Annotated in this window: 15 protein-coding genes and 1 tRNA gene; 10 read left to right on the forward strand and 6 right to left on the reverse strand. The window is 65.5% G+C overall.

Translation table 11 applies throughout. The features are described from left to right. Positions 1–22 precede the first annotated feature (22 nt). The 4 genes from CVO77_RS12140 (at position 23) to CVO77_RS12155 (ending at position 3,894) form a co-directional block, all read left to right on the forward strand. Positions 23–1,291 carry a glycosyltransferase gene (locus tag CVO77_RS12140; RefSeq protein ID WP_105999285.1) on the forward strand — a complete coding sequence of 423 codons (1,269 nt, stop codon included), beginning with the start codon at positions 23–25 and terminating at the stop codon, positions 1,289–1,291. A gap of 83 nt (positions 1,292–1,374) precedes the next feature. Further along, positions 1,375–1,884: a winged helix-turn-helix transcriptional regulator gene (locus CVO77_RS12145; protein ID WP_105999286.1), complete on the forward strand. Its 510-nt coding sequence runs from the start codon at positions 1,375–1,377 to the stop codon at positions 1,882–1,884. 49 nt (positions 1,885–1,933) lie between these two features. Next, on the forward strand, positions 1,934–3,091 hold the full coding sequence (locus CVO77_RS12150) for a sensor histidine kinase (RefSeq protein ID WP_105999287.1): 1,158 nt from the start codon (positions 1,934–1,936) through the stop codon (positions 3,089–3,091). Continuing rightward, positions 3,088–3,894: a LytR/AlgR family response regulator transcription factor gene (locus CVO77_RS12155; RefSeq protein ID WP_105999288.1), complete on the forward strand. Its 807-nt coding sequence runs from the start codon at positions 3,088–3,090 to the stop codon at positions 3,892–3,894. The genes CVO77_RS12150 and CVO77_RS12155 overlap by 4 nt, the downstream gene beginning before the upstream one ends. Positions 3,895–3,943: 49 nt before the next feature. Here CVO77_RS12155 and ribA read toward each other — a convergent pair whose 3' ends face one another. The 4 genes from ribA to CVO77_RS12175 form a co-directional block, all read right to left on the reverse strand. Next, positions 3,944–4,999 (reverse strand): GTP cyclohydrolase II, encoded by a 1,056-nt coding sequence (ribA, locus tag CVO77_RS12160; protein WP_105999289.1) that lies wholly within the window; start codon positions 4,997–4,999, stop codon positions 3,944–3,946. Next, positions 4,996–5,784 (reverse strand): exodeoxyribonuclease III, encoded by a 789-nt coding sequence (locus CVO77_RS12165; RefSeq protein WP_105999290.1) that lies wholly within the window; start codon positions 5,782–5,784, stop codon positions 4,996–4,998. The genes ribA and CVO77_RS12165 overlap by 4 nt, the downstream gene beginning before the upstream one ends. A gap of 286 nt (positions 5,785–6,070) precedes the next feature. Then, a complete protein-coding gene (locus CVO77_RS12170) occupies positions 6,071–6,709 on the reverse strand; it encodes a LolA family protein (protein ID WP_105999291.1) in 639 nt (212 codons plus the stop codon). Between the two features lie 184 nt (positions 6,710–6,893). Further along, positions 6,894–9,206, reverse strand: a complete 2,313-nt coding sequence (locus CVO77_RS12175) for an FtsK/SpoIIIE family DNA translocase (protein ID WP_105999292.1) — start codon at positions 9,204–9,206, stop codon at positions 6,894–6,896. A 273-nt stretch (positions 9,207–9,479) separates the two neighbouring features. On the opposite strand from CVO77_RS12175, the gene CVO77_RS12180 reads away from it, so the two are divergent. Together CVO77_RS12180 and CVO77_RS12185 are read left to right on the forward strand one after the other, a co-directional pair. Beyond that, positions 9,480–10,724, forward strand: coding sequence for an FAD-dependent monooxygenase (locus CVO77_RS12180; RefSeq protein WP_105999293.1), 1,245 nt, complete (start codon positions 9,480–9,482; stop codon positions 10,722–10,724). A 139-nt stretch (positions 10,725–10,863) separates the two neighbouring features. Continuing rightward, positions 10,864–11,571: a sigma factor gene (locus tag CVO77_RS12185; protein WP_105999294.1), complete on the forward strand. Its 708-nt coding sequence runs from the start codon at positions 10,864–10,866 to the stop codon at positions 11,569–11,571. A 40-nt stretch (positions 11,572–11,611) separates the two neighbouring features. Here CVO77_RS12185 and CVO77_RS12190 read toward each other — a convergent pair whose 3' ends face one another. Both CVO77_RS12190 and CVO77_RS12195 read right to left on the reverse strand, forming a co-directional pair. Next, a complete protein-coding gene (locus CVO77_RS12190; RefSeq protein WP_105999295.1) occupies positions 11,612–12,262 on the reverse strand; it encodes an LON peptidase substrate-binding domain-containing protein in 651 nt (216 codons plus the stop codon). Between the two features lie 6 nt (positions 12,263–12,268). Next, positions 12,269–13,180, reverse strand: a complete 912-nt coding sequence (locus CVO77_RS12195) for a tetratricopeptide repeat protein (RefSeq protein ID WP_106000806.1) — start codon at positions 13,178–13,180, stop codon at positions 12,269–12,271. Positions 13,181–13,394: 214 nt separating this feature from the next. On the opposite strand from CVO77_RS12195, the gene CVO77_RS12200 reads away from it, so the two are divergent. The 4 genes from CVO77_RS12200 (at position 13,395) to CVO77_RS12215 (ending at position 15,936) form a co-directional block, all read left to right on the forward strand. Further along, positions 13,395–13,469 (forward strand) — tRNA-Gly (locus CVO77_RS12200). A 290-nt stretch (positions 13,470–13,759) separates the two neighbouring features. Next, on the forward strand, positions 13,760–14,953 hold the full coding sequence (locus tag CVO77_RS12205) for a DUF932 domain-containing protein (protein ID WP_105999296.1): 1,194 nt from the start codon (positions 13,760–13,762) through the stop codon (positions 14,951–14,953). A gap of 120 nt (positions 14,954–15,073) precedes the next feature. Further along, the gene (locus CVO77_RS12210; protein WP_197709627.1) at positions 15,074–15,559 is read left to right on the forward strand and encodes a DUF6878 family protein; all 486 of its coding nucleotides are present in this window, start codon (positions 15,074–15,076) and stop codon (positions 15,557–15,559) included. 11 nt (positions 15,560–15,570) lie between these two features. Further along, on the forward strand, positions 15,571–15,936 hold the full coding sequence (locus tag CVO77_RS12215) for a DUF6915 family protein (RefSeq protein ID WP_105999297.1): 366 nt from the start codon (positions 15,571–15,573) through the stop codon (positions 15,934–15,936). Positions 15,937–15,987: the final 51 nt, after the last annotated feature.

Raw genomic sequence — 15,987 nt, forward strand, 5'->3', positions numbered from 1 at the left:
CGCGCGCTCTAGGACCGGCGTAATGGGGACCGATGCTCTTGATTCGATGCCGTTCCGCGCCGGGGAAGCCCCGTGCCCGGATGCCGGGAAGCATCTGCTGATCGTCAGCTACTGGTTTCCGCCCGCCAATGCGGTCGGGGCCTCGCGGCCGGTCGCGATCGCTCGCCATTTCGCCGACCGCGGCTGGCGGGTAACCGTCGTCGCCGGTGCCGCATCGGCTGTTCCCCAGACCTTCGCCGCCGACATGACGGGTTTCGCCGTCCATCATGTGCCCGATAGCTGGCTGACGCGGTGGTCGAGCTTCAGGGGCGAACGGACCGTTGGTGCACAGCGATTGAGCACCGCGCTGCGCCTTATGTCGTGGCCCGACCATTATTGGCCGGTCGCGCACGCCATGAAGCGGCGCGCCTTCGCGCTGCTGCGGGACGGGCCGCGACCCGATGTCGTGCTGTCGACCGCGCTGCCCTTTTCGGTCCACGCCGCCGCCCGCGCCGTCGCGCGGCGCACCGGCGCGCTCTTCGTCGCCGACAATCGCGACATCTGGGCCCGCAATCCCTATAAATGGACCGCCCCCTTTTATGCGCCGTTCGAACCCGGCCATGAACGAAGGATGCTGTCGTCCGCCGACCTGATCGTCGCGGTCAGCGAAGGGATGAGCGATTATTACCGCACCGTTTATCCGGATCTGTCGGACAGGATTTTGACGGTGACGAACGGCGTCGACAAGGGGAGCGAGGTCGCCGGTCGCCACCTCGGCACGCCGCCCCGGCTCCAATTGGTCTATACCGGCATCCTGTATGGCGAGCGGCGCGACGTGACGCCGCTTCTGCGTGCGGCGCAGGGGCTGGGCCGCCCGGTCGCGATCGATTTCTATGGCTCGGAGCCCGAGATCGTGCACCAGCTCGCCGCCGAGTTCCCCGGCCTCGCGATCGCCGACCGCGGCAAGGTGCCGCGCGCCGAGGCGCTGCGGGCGCAGGCCGAGGCCGACGCGACGGTCCTGGTGGTCGGCACCGATCCGTGGGAGGATACGCTGCTGCCCGGCAAGCTCTTCGAATATGTCGGCTCGGGGCGACCGATCATCGCGCTCGCCAATGATGATTCCGATTCCGGCCGGATCATCGCCCGGCACAAGCTGGGGATCGCGACGACCAATGAAGCGGATATCGCGAATTTCCTGACCCTTCTGGCCGAGCAGGGCATGGCAAGCCGGGGGTCGGTGCCGGGCGAGCTGACGCGCGCCCATCAGCTTGGCATATTGGAGGATCGGCTCGCGGCGATGATGCCCGGCTGAACCGCCCCGCGTGCTGCTTGCACCGGGGTGCCGGGTTACAAAAATTTTGGCGTTGAAGCGGATAATGAGCTAGGGTTGGGCTCATGGGAAAATTACGCGAACCGTTGAACGACATTTTCGGCAATCATTGCGCGCTGCCGCTCGCGCTTGAGGCGATGGGCGAGCGATGGTCGTTCATGATCCTTCGCGCCGCCTTCAATGGCGTCCATCATTTCGAGGAGTTCCAGCAGGAGCTCAGCATCGCGCGCAACATCCTGTCGAACCGGCTGTCGAAACTCGTCGATCATGGCATCATGGAGCGCGAAGTGATGGCCGAGGATCGGCGCAAGATACTCTATCAGCTCACCCAAAAGGGCGTCGAGCTGCTTCCCGCGATGATCGCGCTGCGCCAGTGGGGCGAAAAATGGGGGGCCGGCGTGGCATCGACCCCGGTGCTCGTCGATACGCGCGACGAGCAGCCGATCGGCCCGGTGACGATCACCGCGCACGACGGGCGGACGCTCAGCTATGGCGAACTGGTGTGGAAACATCGCTCGGAACTGCAGCCGCTCGGACAGGCGCGCGTACGAATGGCTCCGGTCGCGGCCGAATGACCCCCGGCGCCGCGCGCACGCTTCGCATTTCGCTTTCCGGAGGCTGACCATGGCGAGCCAGCCCGCATCCCAGCCGGCATCGATCCCGCTGTTCGGCTTTTCCTCGCCCGGTCCCTTTTTCAGCGACAAGGTGCGCGCGTTCTGGAATCTCCAGTTTCTGGGCTGGGCCGCATGGCTTGGCCTGCGCGGTGTGTCGGGGCTGGCCAACGGCCAATCATTGACCTTCCTGATCCCGATGCTGATCTCGGCGATCACCGGCTTTTCGCTGACGCTGATCCTGTCGGTCTGTTACCGCACCTTGATCAGTCGGCGCCCCATCCTGATGTGGGGGGTCAGCTTTGGTTTGGCGGGGCTGGCGACGGCGCTGTGGGCGTTCATCGATGCCTGGGTTTCGCAGATACAGAATCCGTCGAGCGAGCTGGGTTTTACCGGGCTGCTGCTGGGCAGCTTCTATATCGACGCGACCTCGCTCGGCGCCTGGTCGGCGCTCTATTTCGCGATCAACTATTTCCTCCAGCTTGAGGAACAGAATGACCGCATGCTGCGGCTCGAGGCGCAGGCGGCTTCGGCGCAGCTCGCGATGTTGCGCTACCAGCTCAATCCGCACTTCCTGTTCAACACGCTGAACAGCATTTCGACGCTTGTGCTGCTCAAACAGTCGGAACCTGCGAACGCCATGCTCTCGCGCCTGTCGGCCTTCCTTCGCTACACGCTCGCCAACGAGCCGACCGCGCAGGTGACGCTGGCGCAGGAGGTCGAGACGCTCAAGCTTTACCTCGATATCGAGAAGATGCGCTTTGAGGACCGGTTGCGGCCGCATTTCCACATCGATCCCGCCGCGCAGCGGGCGCGGCTGCCCTCGCTGCTGCTCCAGCCTTTGATCGAGAATGCGATCAAATATGCCGTCACGCCGCAGGAGGATGGCGCCGATATCACGCTGTCGGCTCAGCTTGCCGGTCAAAACGTCCGGATCACCGTGTCCGATACCGGGTCGGGATTGTCAGAGAGAAGCGGTGATTCCACCACGGGCGCTGCAACGGAATCGACTGGTGTGGGTTTAGCCAATATCAGGGACCGTCTGGCGCAGGCTTATGGCGACCAGCAGCGGTTCGAGGTGCAGTTGGGCGCCCAGGGCGGCTTCACGGTGACTATCGAGATTCCGTTCCAGCCCGACGGACAAGTGACGATTGGAACCGAACGCACATGACGATCAGAACCATCCTGGTGGATGATGAAAAATTGGCGACCCAGGGCCTGCAACTGCGGCTCGACGCGCATCCGGATGTCGAAATCGTCGACACCGCCCTCAATGGCCGCGAGGCCATCAGAAAGATCAAGACCCACAAACCCGACCTCGTTTTCCTCGACATCCAGATGCCGGGGTTCGACGGTTTTTCGGTGATCCAGGGTTTGATGGAGGTCGAGCCGCCGCTCGTCGTCTTCGTCACCGCCTATTCGGACCATGCGATTCGCGCGTTCGAGGCGCAGGCGGTCGATTATCTGGTCAAGCCGGTCGAGCCCGAACGGCTCGCCGATGCGCTCGATCGCGTGCGTCAGCGCCTTGCCGAAAAGCGCGGCGCGGCCGAGGTCGAGCGGCTCAAGATCGTGCTCGCCGAAGTCGCCCCCGACGCCGTCGAGGAATATGACGCCGAAACCGCCGCCGAAGCGCCCGCCGCCGACCGCTACGAAAAGATGATCAACATCAAGGATCGCGGCCAGATCTTCCGCGTCGACGTCGACAGCATCGAACGCATCGACGCTGCGGGCGACTATATGTGCATCTATACCGCCGACAACAGCCTGATCCTGCGCGAGACGATGAAGGATCTGGAAAAGCGCCTCGATCCCAGGAACTTCCAGCGCGTCCATCGCTCGACGATCGTCAACCTCAGCCAGGTCAAGCAGGTCAAGCCGCACACCAATGGCGAATGCTTCCTCGTCCTCGGCTCGGGCGCGCAGGTAAAGGTCAGTCGCAGCTACAGGGATGTCGTGGCGCGGTTCGTGCATTGAGCAACACGCATTGAACAAATCGTCGCCCCCGCGAAGGCGGGGGCGACGATTATAATTGATGCCCCGTCCGGTCGCGTTTCGTCGCCAGATATTGCTCGTTATATTTGTTCGTCGGCAGCGCGAGCGGCAACCGTTCGACCACCTCGACGCCTTCCTTTTCCAGCCGCGCGACCTTTTCCGGATTGTTGGTCATCAACCGGATGCGCGGAATGCTCAGCAGTTCCAGCATTCGTCCGGCGATCGCGAAATCGCGCGCCTCGACCGGAAAGCCGAGCCGCAAATTGGCGTCGACCGTGTCATAGCCCTGATCCTGCAACGCATAGGCACGCAGCTTGTTGACCAGCCCGATCCCGCGCCCCTCCTGCCGCAGATAAAGCAGCACCCCCCACGGTGCGTCGGCCATCGCGTGGAGCGCGGCGTGGAGTTGCGGCCCGCAATCGCATTTGAGGCTGCCGAGCACGTCGCCGGTCAGGCATTCGCTGTGCAGCCGCACCACCGGCGGCTGGCCGTCGCGCTTGCCGATGATCAGCGCGACATGGTCCGACGCTTCCTCGGGGCTGCGAAAGGCGATGATCTCGGCGCTTTCGCTCGCTTCGACCGGCAGGCGCGCGCGGGCGGCTATTTCGAGTCGCGCCGGGTCGAGCAGCGCGGCGACATCGTCGGCGCTGACTTTGGTTTCTGCCTCGCCCGACGCTTCGCGCACGAAGAAGGCGGGCAGCAACCCCGCGTGCCGCGCCATCGTCATCGCCGCCAATGCCGCCGCATCGCCGCCGGTCGGCATGGTGCGGAACGGGCCTTTCAGCGGATGGGCCAGGTCGAGCGCCGGGTCGGCGATCGCCAGTGCCGCGGCGACCGTATCGGCCGCACCGGCCAGCCGCACCGGCCCCGGCGTCGCGGCGGCGCGCTGGTTGGTGAGCTTCAGCGTCACCGCGCGTTCGCCCGACAGCAGCACGTCGTCGCTGCCGAATTCCGCCAGCGCGGCATCGCGTGCGCTTTCGACCGCGATCAGGTCGATCGTGCCGTCGCCGCCGCCGATCCGCAGGGGCCATCCCCGGCGGAGCGCGTCGGTCGCGCGCGCCGCCCTTCGGGCGCCCGCATCGCTCAAAAGGCGAACTCCGTCACCAGCGGAATATGGTCCGATGGCCGCTCCCAGCTCCGCGCCGGCTGCACCACCCGATGCGATACCGCTTTCGGCGCCAGCTGGGGGGTCGCCCACATATGATCGAGCCGGCGGCCGCGGTTCGACGCTTCCCAGTCCTTCGCGCGGTAGCTCCACCAGGTATAGAGCGGTGTCGGCGCGGCGACGAAATGACGGCCAAGATCGACCCAGTCCGACGCCGCCTGAAGCCGCGCCAGCGTTTCGACTTCGAGCGGGGTATGGCTGACGACGTCGAGCAGGGCCTTGTGGTTCCACACGTCGCTTGCGAGCGGCGCGACGTTGAAGTCGCCGGTCAGGATCGTCGGCGTATCGACCAGCGCGCGCGACCAGTCGGTCATCCGCCCGAAGAAATCGAGCTTCTGGCCGAATTTGGGGTTGAGGCGGCGGTCGGGGATGTCGCCGCCCGCGGGAATATAGACATTGTCGAGCCGGACGCCCGACGGCAAAGTGACGCCGATATGCCGCGCCTCGCCGTTTGCCTGCCAGTCATATTTGCGGGCGTCGGCCAGCGGCAACCTGCTGACGATCGCGACGCCATGATGCATGCGCTGGCCGTTGGTGACGATATGGGTATAGCCGAGTTGCTCGAACATGCCCTTCGGAAACAGGCCGCATTCGACCTTCGTCTCCTGGAGACACAGGACGTCGGGAGCCTCCTCGCGCAGGAATTTTTCGACGATGCCGATTCGGGCGCGGACGCTATTGATGTTCCAGGACGCGATGCTTGTCATGCCGTCGGCTCTATCGAGGCCGGGTGCGGTTCGCAATGGCGCCGCCCAGAATCATAAACCCCCGTTCCAGGGGCGGTGGAACGGGGGTTCAAGGTCAGCGTTCGTCACGCTCTTGAATGAAGACACCGGGCCATCCGGATGGGGCAACAGGGGGAAACCCAAAAACCGGAGACCGTTGGCGTCTTCGAGAGTTGAAATAGTCGCCTTTCCCTGTCGCCAAGCTGAACAAACGCCGCTCCGCCGCCGTTCGTCGGCTCTGCAAGGCCGTTCGTCGATGCGGCCGCGATCACTTGCGATGGCGCGGGCGCGGGTCGGTCCATCGGAACGCGGAATCGGCGACCGCGACGTTGAATTTCTGGTTCGACAGGTCGATCCGGGTCCGGTTGTTCTGCGAATCGAGCGCCACCCAGCCGCGCAGGCGCAGGCCCGCCGGCGCCGACCCGTCGCGGACGAACACCATGGTGATCGTGCCATATTCGGGGCGTTTGGGATCCTTGACCTCGACGCTCAGCACGTCGCCGCTGCCGGTGGGCAGTATCTTGGCATATTTCGACAGGTCGCGGTCGGGATCGAGCAGCGCGCCGAGCGGCGAATTCTTCACCGGCCAGCTTTGCACCTGCTTCACCTGATAGTCGATCATGGTCAGGCGGCTGCCGTCGCCGACGATCAGCAGCGGAACGTCCTTCTGATATTGAAAGCGGATCTTGCCGGGGCGTTTCAGCGTCAGCTTGCCGGTCAGCCGCTGGCCGTTGCGGTCGGTCTGGACGAAGTCGGCGGTCATCGAACTCGTCGACTTGAGGTGCGCCTGCACCGACGCCAGCGTGCTCGCCGACTGGGCAATGGCGGGCGCCGCGACGGCCAGCCCGGCAGCGGCAAGGGGGGCGAGCGCCAGTGCGGCTATAGGGGGAATAATCTTGAAGATCATGTCGCTCTCAATCTGTTTGTCCGGCCAAATCGTGGGGCCCTGGCATTGAACGCGCCCTGAACTGCCGTTTCATCTCTCCGTCATCCCGGCGAAAGCCGGGATCTCGCCCCTGCGTCATGATGCGAGGGTGAGATCCCGGCCTTCGCCGGGATGACGATTAAAGGAAGGTAATGCTGCAATCCCCCTATCGCGGCTGGCCATATTGGTCGGTCAGCACGTCGCGGCGCCCGACATGGTTGGGCGGGCTGACCAGCCCTTCTTCTTCCATCCGCTCGATCAGGCGCGCCGCGCTGTTGTAGCCGATCCGCAATTGGCGCTGGAGCCAGCTTGTCGAGGCTTTCTGACTCTCGGTGACGATCTGGCAGGCCTTGGCGTACATGCGGTCTTCGGCGCTGTCGCCGCCGGCCGGGGCGCCTTCCATCGCAAAGCCGCCATCTTCGGGGTCCTCGGTGACGCTTTCGACATAGTCGGGGCGACCCTGTCCGCGCCAATGGTCGGCGACCGCGCGGACTTCGTCGTCGGAGACGAAGGGGCCGTGGATGCGCGTGATCTGCTTGCCGCCGGGCACATAGAGCATGTCGCCCTTGCCGAGCAATTGCTCGGCGCCCGCTTCGCCCAGGATGGTCCGGCTGTCGATCTTCGAGGTGACGTTGAAACTGATCCGCGTCGGCAAATTCGCCTTGATGACGCCGGTGATGACGTCGACCGACGGGCGCTGGGTCGCGAGGATCAGGTGGATGCCCGCCGCGCGCGCCTTTTGCGCGAGCCGCTGGATCAGGAATTCGACTTCCTTGCCCGCGGTCATCATCAGGTCGGCGAGTTCGTCGACGACGATGACGATTTGCGGCAGCGGCTGATAGTCGAGCGCTTCCTCCTCATAGACCGGCTGGCCGGTGTCGGGGTCGTAGCCGGTCTGGACGCGCCGCCCGAGCGATTTGCCCTTGGCGAGCGCGGCGCGGACCTTGTCGTTATAGCTCGCCAGGTTGCGCACCGACAGCGACGACATCATCCGATAGCGATCCTCCATCTGCTCGACCGCCCATTTGAGCGCGCGGATCGCCTTCTTGGGCTCGGTCACGACGGGCGCCAGCAAGTGCGGAATATCGTCATAGACGCTGAGTTCCAGCATCTTGGGATCGATCATGATCATCTTCACCTGGTCGGGACCAAGGCGATAGAGGAGCGACAGGATCATCGCGTTCAAACCGACCGACTTGCCCGACCCGGTGGTGCCCGCGATCAGCAGGTGCGGCATCGGCGCCAGGTCGGCGATCATCGCGTCGCCGCTGATATTCTTGCCCAGGATGATGGGAAGCGCGCCATTCTGATCCTGGAACAGCGCGCTGCCGATGATTTCGTGCAGCACCACCGCCTCGCGGTGCGCGTTGGGAAGCTCGATGCCGATGACGGTGCGGCCCGGGATCGGGGCGATGCGCGCCGACAGCGCCGACATGTTGCGCGCGATATCGTCGGCGAGGTTCGAAACCCGGCTTGCCTTGGTGCCCGGCGCGGGTTCGAGTTCGTACATGGTGACGACCGGGCCGGGGCGCACCGCGGTGACGACGCCCTTGACCTGGAAATCCTCGAGCACCGATTCGAGCAGCCGGGCATTGCGTTCGAGCGCCGCCTTGTCGATCTGCCCCGGCCGGTTCGCGGGCGCGGGGGACAGAAGGTCGATCGAAGGAAGCTGATAGTTGGTGAACATCTCGGTCTGCGGCTTGGGCTTTGGTTTTGACGGCGCGCTGCGCTCGGCCGGATCGGCGATCTCGGGCGGCGCGCGGTCGCTCGGCTCGGCGCGCGGGCGCGGGCGGATCACGCGCTCCATCAGATTGGGGCCCTTGACAGCGGGATCGGCCGCCTTCGCCGGTTCGACGACGCGGCCGTTTTCGGGCGCCGGCAGCTTCAGCCGCGAGGCCCAGCCCTTTTCGAGCCGCAGCGAGCGAAAGGCGAGCCACAGGCCAAGGACGACGAACAGCAGGATCGCGGCAAAGCGCGCGAGCGCCGCGCCGGGTTCGCCGGCCAAGGCGAACAGCGGCGTGATCGCGCCGCCGACGACGAGCGCGATGATCCCGCCCCAGCCGGCGGGCATCGGCGCGCCGCTCGCGGGCGCCCATAATTCGGCGCCGAGCCCGACGAGCAGGATGCCGACGAAGCAATAGCTGAGCTGGCGCAGCCACCAGCGCTGCGGCTCGCCGATCCACAATCGCCAGGCCATGATCGCGAACAGGGGCAGCAACAGCACGACCGGCGCGCCGCCGATCGACAGGCCGAGGTCGGCGAACCAGGCGCCGGGCGCGCCCATCCAGTTCGCGGCATGGCCGTTCGCCGCGGTGTTGAGCGCCGCGTCGGTGCTGTCGTAGGTCGCAAAGGCGAGCGTCAGGAACAGGGTGAAAAGGGCGAGCGCCGCCGCCGCCGCGATCACGAGCGAGCGGGCGATACTCTGGCGGAAAATCGTGCGCCAATCGGCCTTTGCGGCGACGGGCTTGCGGCTGGCCATGCTGAAACGGGTCCCTATCGATTAACCACGGCGATATGCACATGCGCCGGACTCGCCGTCAAGCGCAGGGCGGGAGATTGGCGGCTTCATCGCTTTCTGCGTGTCACGGCGGCCATCTTCGGGCGGTTCGAGATAGCACCGGCTGGAGATGGGCTCCCGCCTTCGCGGGAGCACAAGTCACCTCCGCGTCTCCGCGTCTCCGCGTGAACCAAAAGCGAGAGCACGCCGTCGCGCCGCTTCCCATTCCCCGCCCTGCGGTCTAGGACGAGGCCCATGACCGAACCTCTGCGCAGCGATGTGTTGATCTCCGGCGGCGGCCTCGTCGGGCAGGCGCTGGCGCTCGCTCTGGCCCGCCATGGCCTGTCGAGCCAGATCGTCGACCCCGCCGATCCGGTCGCGACGATCGCGCCGGGCTTCGATGGCCGCGCGTCGGCGATCGCGAGCGCGGTGTGGCGGATGTTCGAAGTGATCGGGATCGCCGATCGGCTGGCAGGCCACGGCTGTCCGATCCGCGCGATCAAGGTCAGCGACGGCGGGCCACAGCAAAATGGGGGAGCGGGCGAGCTCGATTTCGTCACCGCCGACGATGCGCCCCCGCTCGGCACCATGGTCGAAAATCGCCGCCTCCGCCTCGCGCTCGCCGCCGCCATCGCCGATGCGCCGCTGGTGCGGTTGTTCATGCCGGCCAAGGTCATCGATCGCGACGTCGGCGCGCATGGCGTGACGCTGACGCTCGCCGACGGGACGCGGCTTGCGGCGCCGCTGCTGATCGTCGCCGAAGGGCGGCGCTCGCCGACGCGCGATGCGGCGGGGTTCAGCATCGCGAACTGGTCCTATCACCATCACGCGATGATCGGCGCGGTCGCCCATGAAAAGCCGCACGGCCAGGTCGCGCACGAAATCTTCTTTCCTGCGGGGCCCTTCGCGCTGCTTCCGCTCATCGACGACGAACAGGGGCGGCACCGCTCGGCTTTCGTCTGGACGGTATCGGAAAAGGATGGGCCGGGCTTTGCCAGGCTCGGCGACCGCGGCTTCACCGCCGAACTCGAAAAGCGTGCGGGCGGCCTGCTCGGCGCCATGGAACTCGTCGCGCCGCGCATGACCTATCCGCTCGGTTTTCATCACAGCGCGACCATCGTCGCCGACCGCATCATACTCGTCGGCGACGCCGCGCACGGCATCCACCCGATCGCCGGACAAGGGCTCAACCTTGGCCTGCGCGACGTCGCGGCGCTGACCGAAGTGCTGGTTGAGGGGGCGCGGCTCGGGCTCGATCTCGGCGATGCGGCGCTGCTCGCGCGCTCCCAGCGTTGGCGCGGGCTCGACAATCTGATGGTCAGCCTCGCGACCGACGGTCTCACGCGGCTGTTCGGCATTCCGGGGCGTACCGCCGCCGCCGTCCGCCGCGCCGGGCTTGGCGCGGTCCAGCGCCTACCGCTGCTCAAGCGCTTCTTCATGGACGAAGCGCGCGGCGAGGCAGGCGATCTGCCGCGCCTTCTCGCGGGCACCGAAATCTGAACCCCTATCCGTCGCCCCCGCCTGCGCAGGGGCGACGATTGCGTATTTATACCTAGGCTCCCGGCACGTCGCCGCTAACCATCGCGTCCTATTTCTTGTTCTGCGGGTGGCTTGATCCGCGCAGGATGGGGAAAAGACCATGTCGGCGAAAAGCGACGCCCTCGAAGCGGCCGTTACCGAATTGATCCAGGCGCGCACCGCGCTCGACGCCATGCCGGGGCCGCGCGCGCGGTCGCGCGTCGATCGCGCCTTTGCGCATCTCGCCGCGCTTGCCGCGCCGCGCGTCCGCTATTTCACGCGGAGCTATGGCCTCGCCGATGTCGCCGAGGACGCCGCGCAGGCGTGTGCGATCGCGCTCCATCGCGCGGCCGAGCGCTACGACCCCGCGCGGGCGCGCTTCACCACCTATGTCAATTGGCAGATCCGCGCCGAACTGCAGGCGCTGCGCCTGCGGCTCCACGGCGACCAGCGCTGCGCGGGTCGCCGTGCGGTGGGCGCGATCCTGTCGTTCGAGGCGCTGGTGGACGAGGGCATCGCCGAAGGCCTCGTCGATCCCGCCGCCGAGGAAACGACCGAGCGGGCGGCGGCCGATGGCCTGGCGGGCCTCGTCGCCGACCGGCTCGTCGCCGACTGGGTGGCGCGCCGCGAAAAGGCGCTGTTGCGGACACCGCGCGGGGCGGCGACGCCGGGGCGGATCGCGGCAAGGGTGAGCGAGGAGGGCGCGCTGGTTCGCCGCCAGCTCACCCACACCGAAGTGCTGATCGAACGGCTCGGCGAGGCCGACCGCCACATCGTTCGCCGCGCCTTCGCCGACATGGCGCGCATGGTGGGCGCCAAGCCACATTGACTGTCCGGCTGACGCCCGAAGCGGCTGGTGCCACCAGCTATTATTGCAACGTCGCGCGGCCGTCGTCGCCGTCGAAGCGGCCGAAGAATTGCATCATCTGGACGACCAGTTCGGCGCGCGCGTCGATCGGGCTCGCTTCGAGCAGCGCCTGCTTGGCCGCCGCGTCGAACGGTGCGACCTGCGCGATGCCGTTGACCAATGTCGCATCGTCGAGCTGGCCGACCGAATCCCAGTCGACGACATAGCCCTGCCGCGCCGCGAAGCGCTTCGCCTCGCGCTCGAGGCTCGCGCGCTCGATGCTCGCCAGCACGGCGTCCGCTTCGGCTTCGGTCTCGATCTCGGCCTCGACCTGGCGAAAGGCTGTCGTGACGTCGAGTTCGCGGCGGACGCGAAAGCGCGCGACCCCTTCGAGCACCAGGTTGAAACGCCCTTCGTCGAGCGCCTCGACATCGACGATGCGCCCGACGCAGCCGACCTCATAAAGCGCCGGTGGCTCGACGAATTCTTCGCCGGGAATCTGGCGCGGCTGGATCATCCCGATCTGGCGGTCGCGGGCGAGCACCTCCTGCACCATCGCCTTGTAGCGCGGCTCGAAGATGTGGAGCGGCAGGTGCAGCCCCGGAAACAGCACCGCGCCGGGCAACGGAAAGATCGCGATCCGCTGGATGGTCAAGGGTGCGGCTTCGGTCATGGCGCGTCAGCCGAACAGGATCAGCGACAGGCGGCGGCGCTGCGCCGCGACCCACGGGTCTTCGAGCCCAACCGCTTCGAACAGCGACAACAGCTTGGCGCGCGCGGCGCCTTCGTCCCATTCGCGGTCGGCGGCGACGATATGGAGCAGATTGTCGGCGGCGGCATCGCGCTGTCCGGCACCGATCTGCGCGGCGGCGAGGTCGAAGCGCGCCCGATGGTCGTCAGGGTTCGCCGCGACCGCGGCCTCGAAGCCAGCGAGTTCGCCCGCATCGGGTGCGTCGGCGGCCAGCGCCAGCGCGCTTCTCGCCTGCGCGATCGCGGGATCGCTCGCGACCTCGGCGGGCACCGCGTCGAGCGCTGCCTGGGCGGCTTCGGCCTCGCCCGCGAGCAGCAGCGCGCGAATCATACCGCCGTGCGCTGCGGCGTTGTCGGGTGCCATCTCGACGATCTGCGAAAAAATGCCCGCGGCGCGCGGCCCGTCACCCTCCGCCAGCACGGCCTCGCCCATTTCGATCAGCGGCGCGATCTCGACCGCGCGGGTGCTCGCTTCGCTCTCGATCGGCAATTGCGCAAGCAATTGGTCGAGCATCGTCTTGATCTGGCTTTCGGTCCGGGCGTTGGTCAGGTTGGCGACCGGCTGGCCCTGAAAGATCGCATAGACGGTCGGGATCGACTGGACCTGGAACTGGCTGGCGATGAAGCCGTTCGCATCGACGTCGACCTTGACGAGGACGACGCCCTTGTCGGCATAATCCTCGGCGACCTTTTCGAGCACCGGGCCGAGCTGCTTGCACGGCCCGCACCATTCGGCCCAGAAATCGAGGATGACGAGCTTGGTCATCGACGGGTCGACGACATCGCGGCGAAAGGCGTCGACGGCTTCTTTCTCTTGCGGGTTCAGACCGAGAGTGGCCACGGCGGTGATGCTCCTTATCATTTTATCGTTTTATCGTTGCGGGCGAATGCCGCTTCCGGCGGCAGCTGGAAAAGACTCTTGATCCGCTTATGTGGGATTTGGCGCGCCAATGCCAACCCTTCGCACAAAATCGCAAACAGGGCTTGCCGACTCCGAAAGCCGGTGCTAATCGCCCGCCTCACCCGCTGGGAGCCACCCGTTTCCAGCCGCCAGAGCGGGCGTAGCTCAGGGGTAGAGCACAACCTTGCCAAGGTTGGGGTCGAGGGTTCGAATCCCTTCGCCCGCTCCAGTTTTCCACAGAAAATCAGTCACTTAGTGTCGCGCGGTCAGCGCATTTTGTGGTGACACGGGCAATGATACGCCGCTTTGTCTCCACAATGTCTCCAAAAAATATCGCAGATACGGATAGGCGCGGCAGCTTTAGGGTGGCCAGCTTGTCTCGCGCGCGGCATGCGCCGCGCCAGCCCGAGGGCCCGGCGCGCTACGCCAGCTGGCCCATAGAGTGAGAGGGGAACGGGGAAACCCGTGACGGGCAAGGGCTTGGAGAGAGGCTCCGGGCGCTCGTCGCGGAGATTTGCCATGACCCACCCTATCCAAGCGGCGCCCGCCGATCACGCGCCGGGCTACAAGATCGATATTTCGCGCGGTCAGCGCATTGGCCGCGTTTCATCCGAATGGTTCTCGCGCCCCGAGGACGAGCGCTACCTTTCCTTGAACGAGCTTTTTGACGTCGTCCGCGCGCGTGCCGAGGCCGCAACGGCCCGGACAGTCGAGACGCGCGCGATCCGCGTAGAGGCTGCCACCGACAATCCGGAGCGCCTCGCTCTCGTGCTTCCTGACCACGACGCGCCTGTGGCGCCGACCCATTGGTCCTTCGGCCAGCTCTGCAGCCTTGTGGGCGCACCATCGGGCTATTTGCGCCAGCTGCCTGCGGCCCTGGCGGGGATCAACATGCAGCACGGGTTGCTCGCGCATCGCGGCGAGTTGGTGAAAACCCTCGAGACGGGCGACGGCCGCACCGAACTGCGTGCCGTCACCGGCCCGGATTATGGGCGCATCTGGGACCATGAGCTGGTGTCGGCGGTTATGAAGATCGCGGGCAATGGAACGGGCGACACGCGCTGGAAAGTGCCGGGCATGCTCGACTGGTCGACGATGCGGCACAATCCATTGGTCGAGGTCACAAAGGACACGACGACGCTCTATGCGAGCGACCGCGACGTGTTTCTCTTTCTCGTCGACGATATGAACCCGATCGAGGCGGGGCGACTGCCCAACGGGGATCCCGATCTCTTCTTTCGCGGCTTCTACTGCTGGAACAGCGAAGTTGGGTCGAAAACGCTCGGCATGGCGACCTTCTACCTTCGGGCTGTTTGCATGAACCGGAATATCTGGGGCGCGGAAGGCTTTGAGGAAATCAGCATCCGCCACAGCAAGTTCGCCGCGGGACGATTCGCGCAGGAGGCTGCGCCAGCTCTTGAGCGCTTCGCGTCGTCATCGCCAGGTTCATTCCTGGACGGAATCAAAGCGTCTCGGGCTGCCATCGTTGCACGCGATGCCGACGAGCGACAGAATTTCCTGCGCAAGCGGGGTTTCTCGAAAGGCGAGACCGAAAAGATCATCGCCACCGTCCTTCAGGAAGAAGGGCATCCCCCTTCGTCGATTTTCGATTTCGTGCAGGGCATCAACGCTGTGGCCCGTGACCGCCCGCATCAGGACGCGCGGCTGGAGCTTGAAGGAAAGGGAGCAAAACTGCTCGCGTCGGTGCGCTGATCCGGCGTCGACTCTTCGTCCGGCGTGGTCCGCTTCCCTTGAGGAAGAGGGCTGCGCCGGAACCATGGCGGGTTGAAAGCCGGGAGAGAGTCTCGCGGCGGCCCGTCATGGAGACGAGTCATGACCGATGAAAAGCCCTCGACAGCCCTTACGCCGCGTCCCGAGGCGCTTGAATTTCTAGAGCGCTACCAATCGTTTGAAGTGCGAGCAGCAGAACTGCAACCCGTCAATAAGGCGGCGCTTTTCTCTGCACTCAAGGCTTGTGACATCGCGAAGATCATCGTCCGCTTCGACGGATACGGAGACAGTGGGCAAATTGAGGAGGTGACCGCATTTCTCGCTGACGATCAGGAATGCGCGCTTCCGGACGAACTTGTTGAGCTTCAGAAGATTCAATTCGGTGAGGAGGCCCAGTTGGCGGTTCGCACTTCGCTCACCGAAGCGATCGAAGCGATCGCATACGCATACCTCGCGTCCACCCACAGTGGCTGGGAAAACAATGAAGGCGCTTTTGGCCAGTTCCTCTTTGACGTGTCGGCGGGGACGGTCACGCTCGATTATAATGAGCGCTACGAGACGAGCGAAAACTTCAGCCACGAATTCTGACGGAGGTCGTCATGGGACATTGCTATCATCACGCCCTATCGAGCGTGAAAAAATGGGGTGGGGAAGCGGAAGACTATCTTTCGCTGCACCAGTGGTTCGATGAGCCATCCAAACTCATCACTGCTGACTTCCGCCATCGAGCACTCCGCCATCATGCGGAGGGCATCTTCATGCTCGAGCGGTTCTTCGGACCGGCAATCCATATTTCCAGTGGGCGTATCGTCCCCGTCCGGCTGATCGGCGAGCAACATGTCCGCGAAGATCTCGGCTTCATTCCTTCGTTCGCCGACTGGGTCCGGTGCATCCGGCCAGAACCCTGGATGGGGAAGGCGCAGCCTATTCACGCGGCGGTAGATCGGTTTGCGGCTGTAGCCTGATTCTTCCGCTTTTGTCAGCCGAGCGCGGTCCGCTTCCCCCGAGGAAGAGGG

It is taken from the genome of Sphingopyxis lindanitolerans, assembly GCF_002993885.1.
Taxonomy (GTDB): domain Bacteria; phylum Pseudomonadota; class Alphaproteobacteria; order Sphingomonadales; family Sphingomonadaceae; genus Sphingopyxis; species Sphingopyxis lindanitolerans.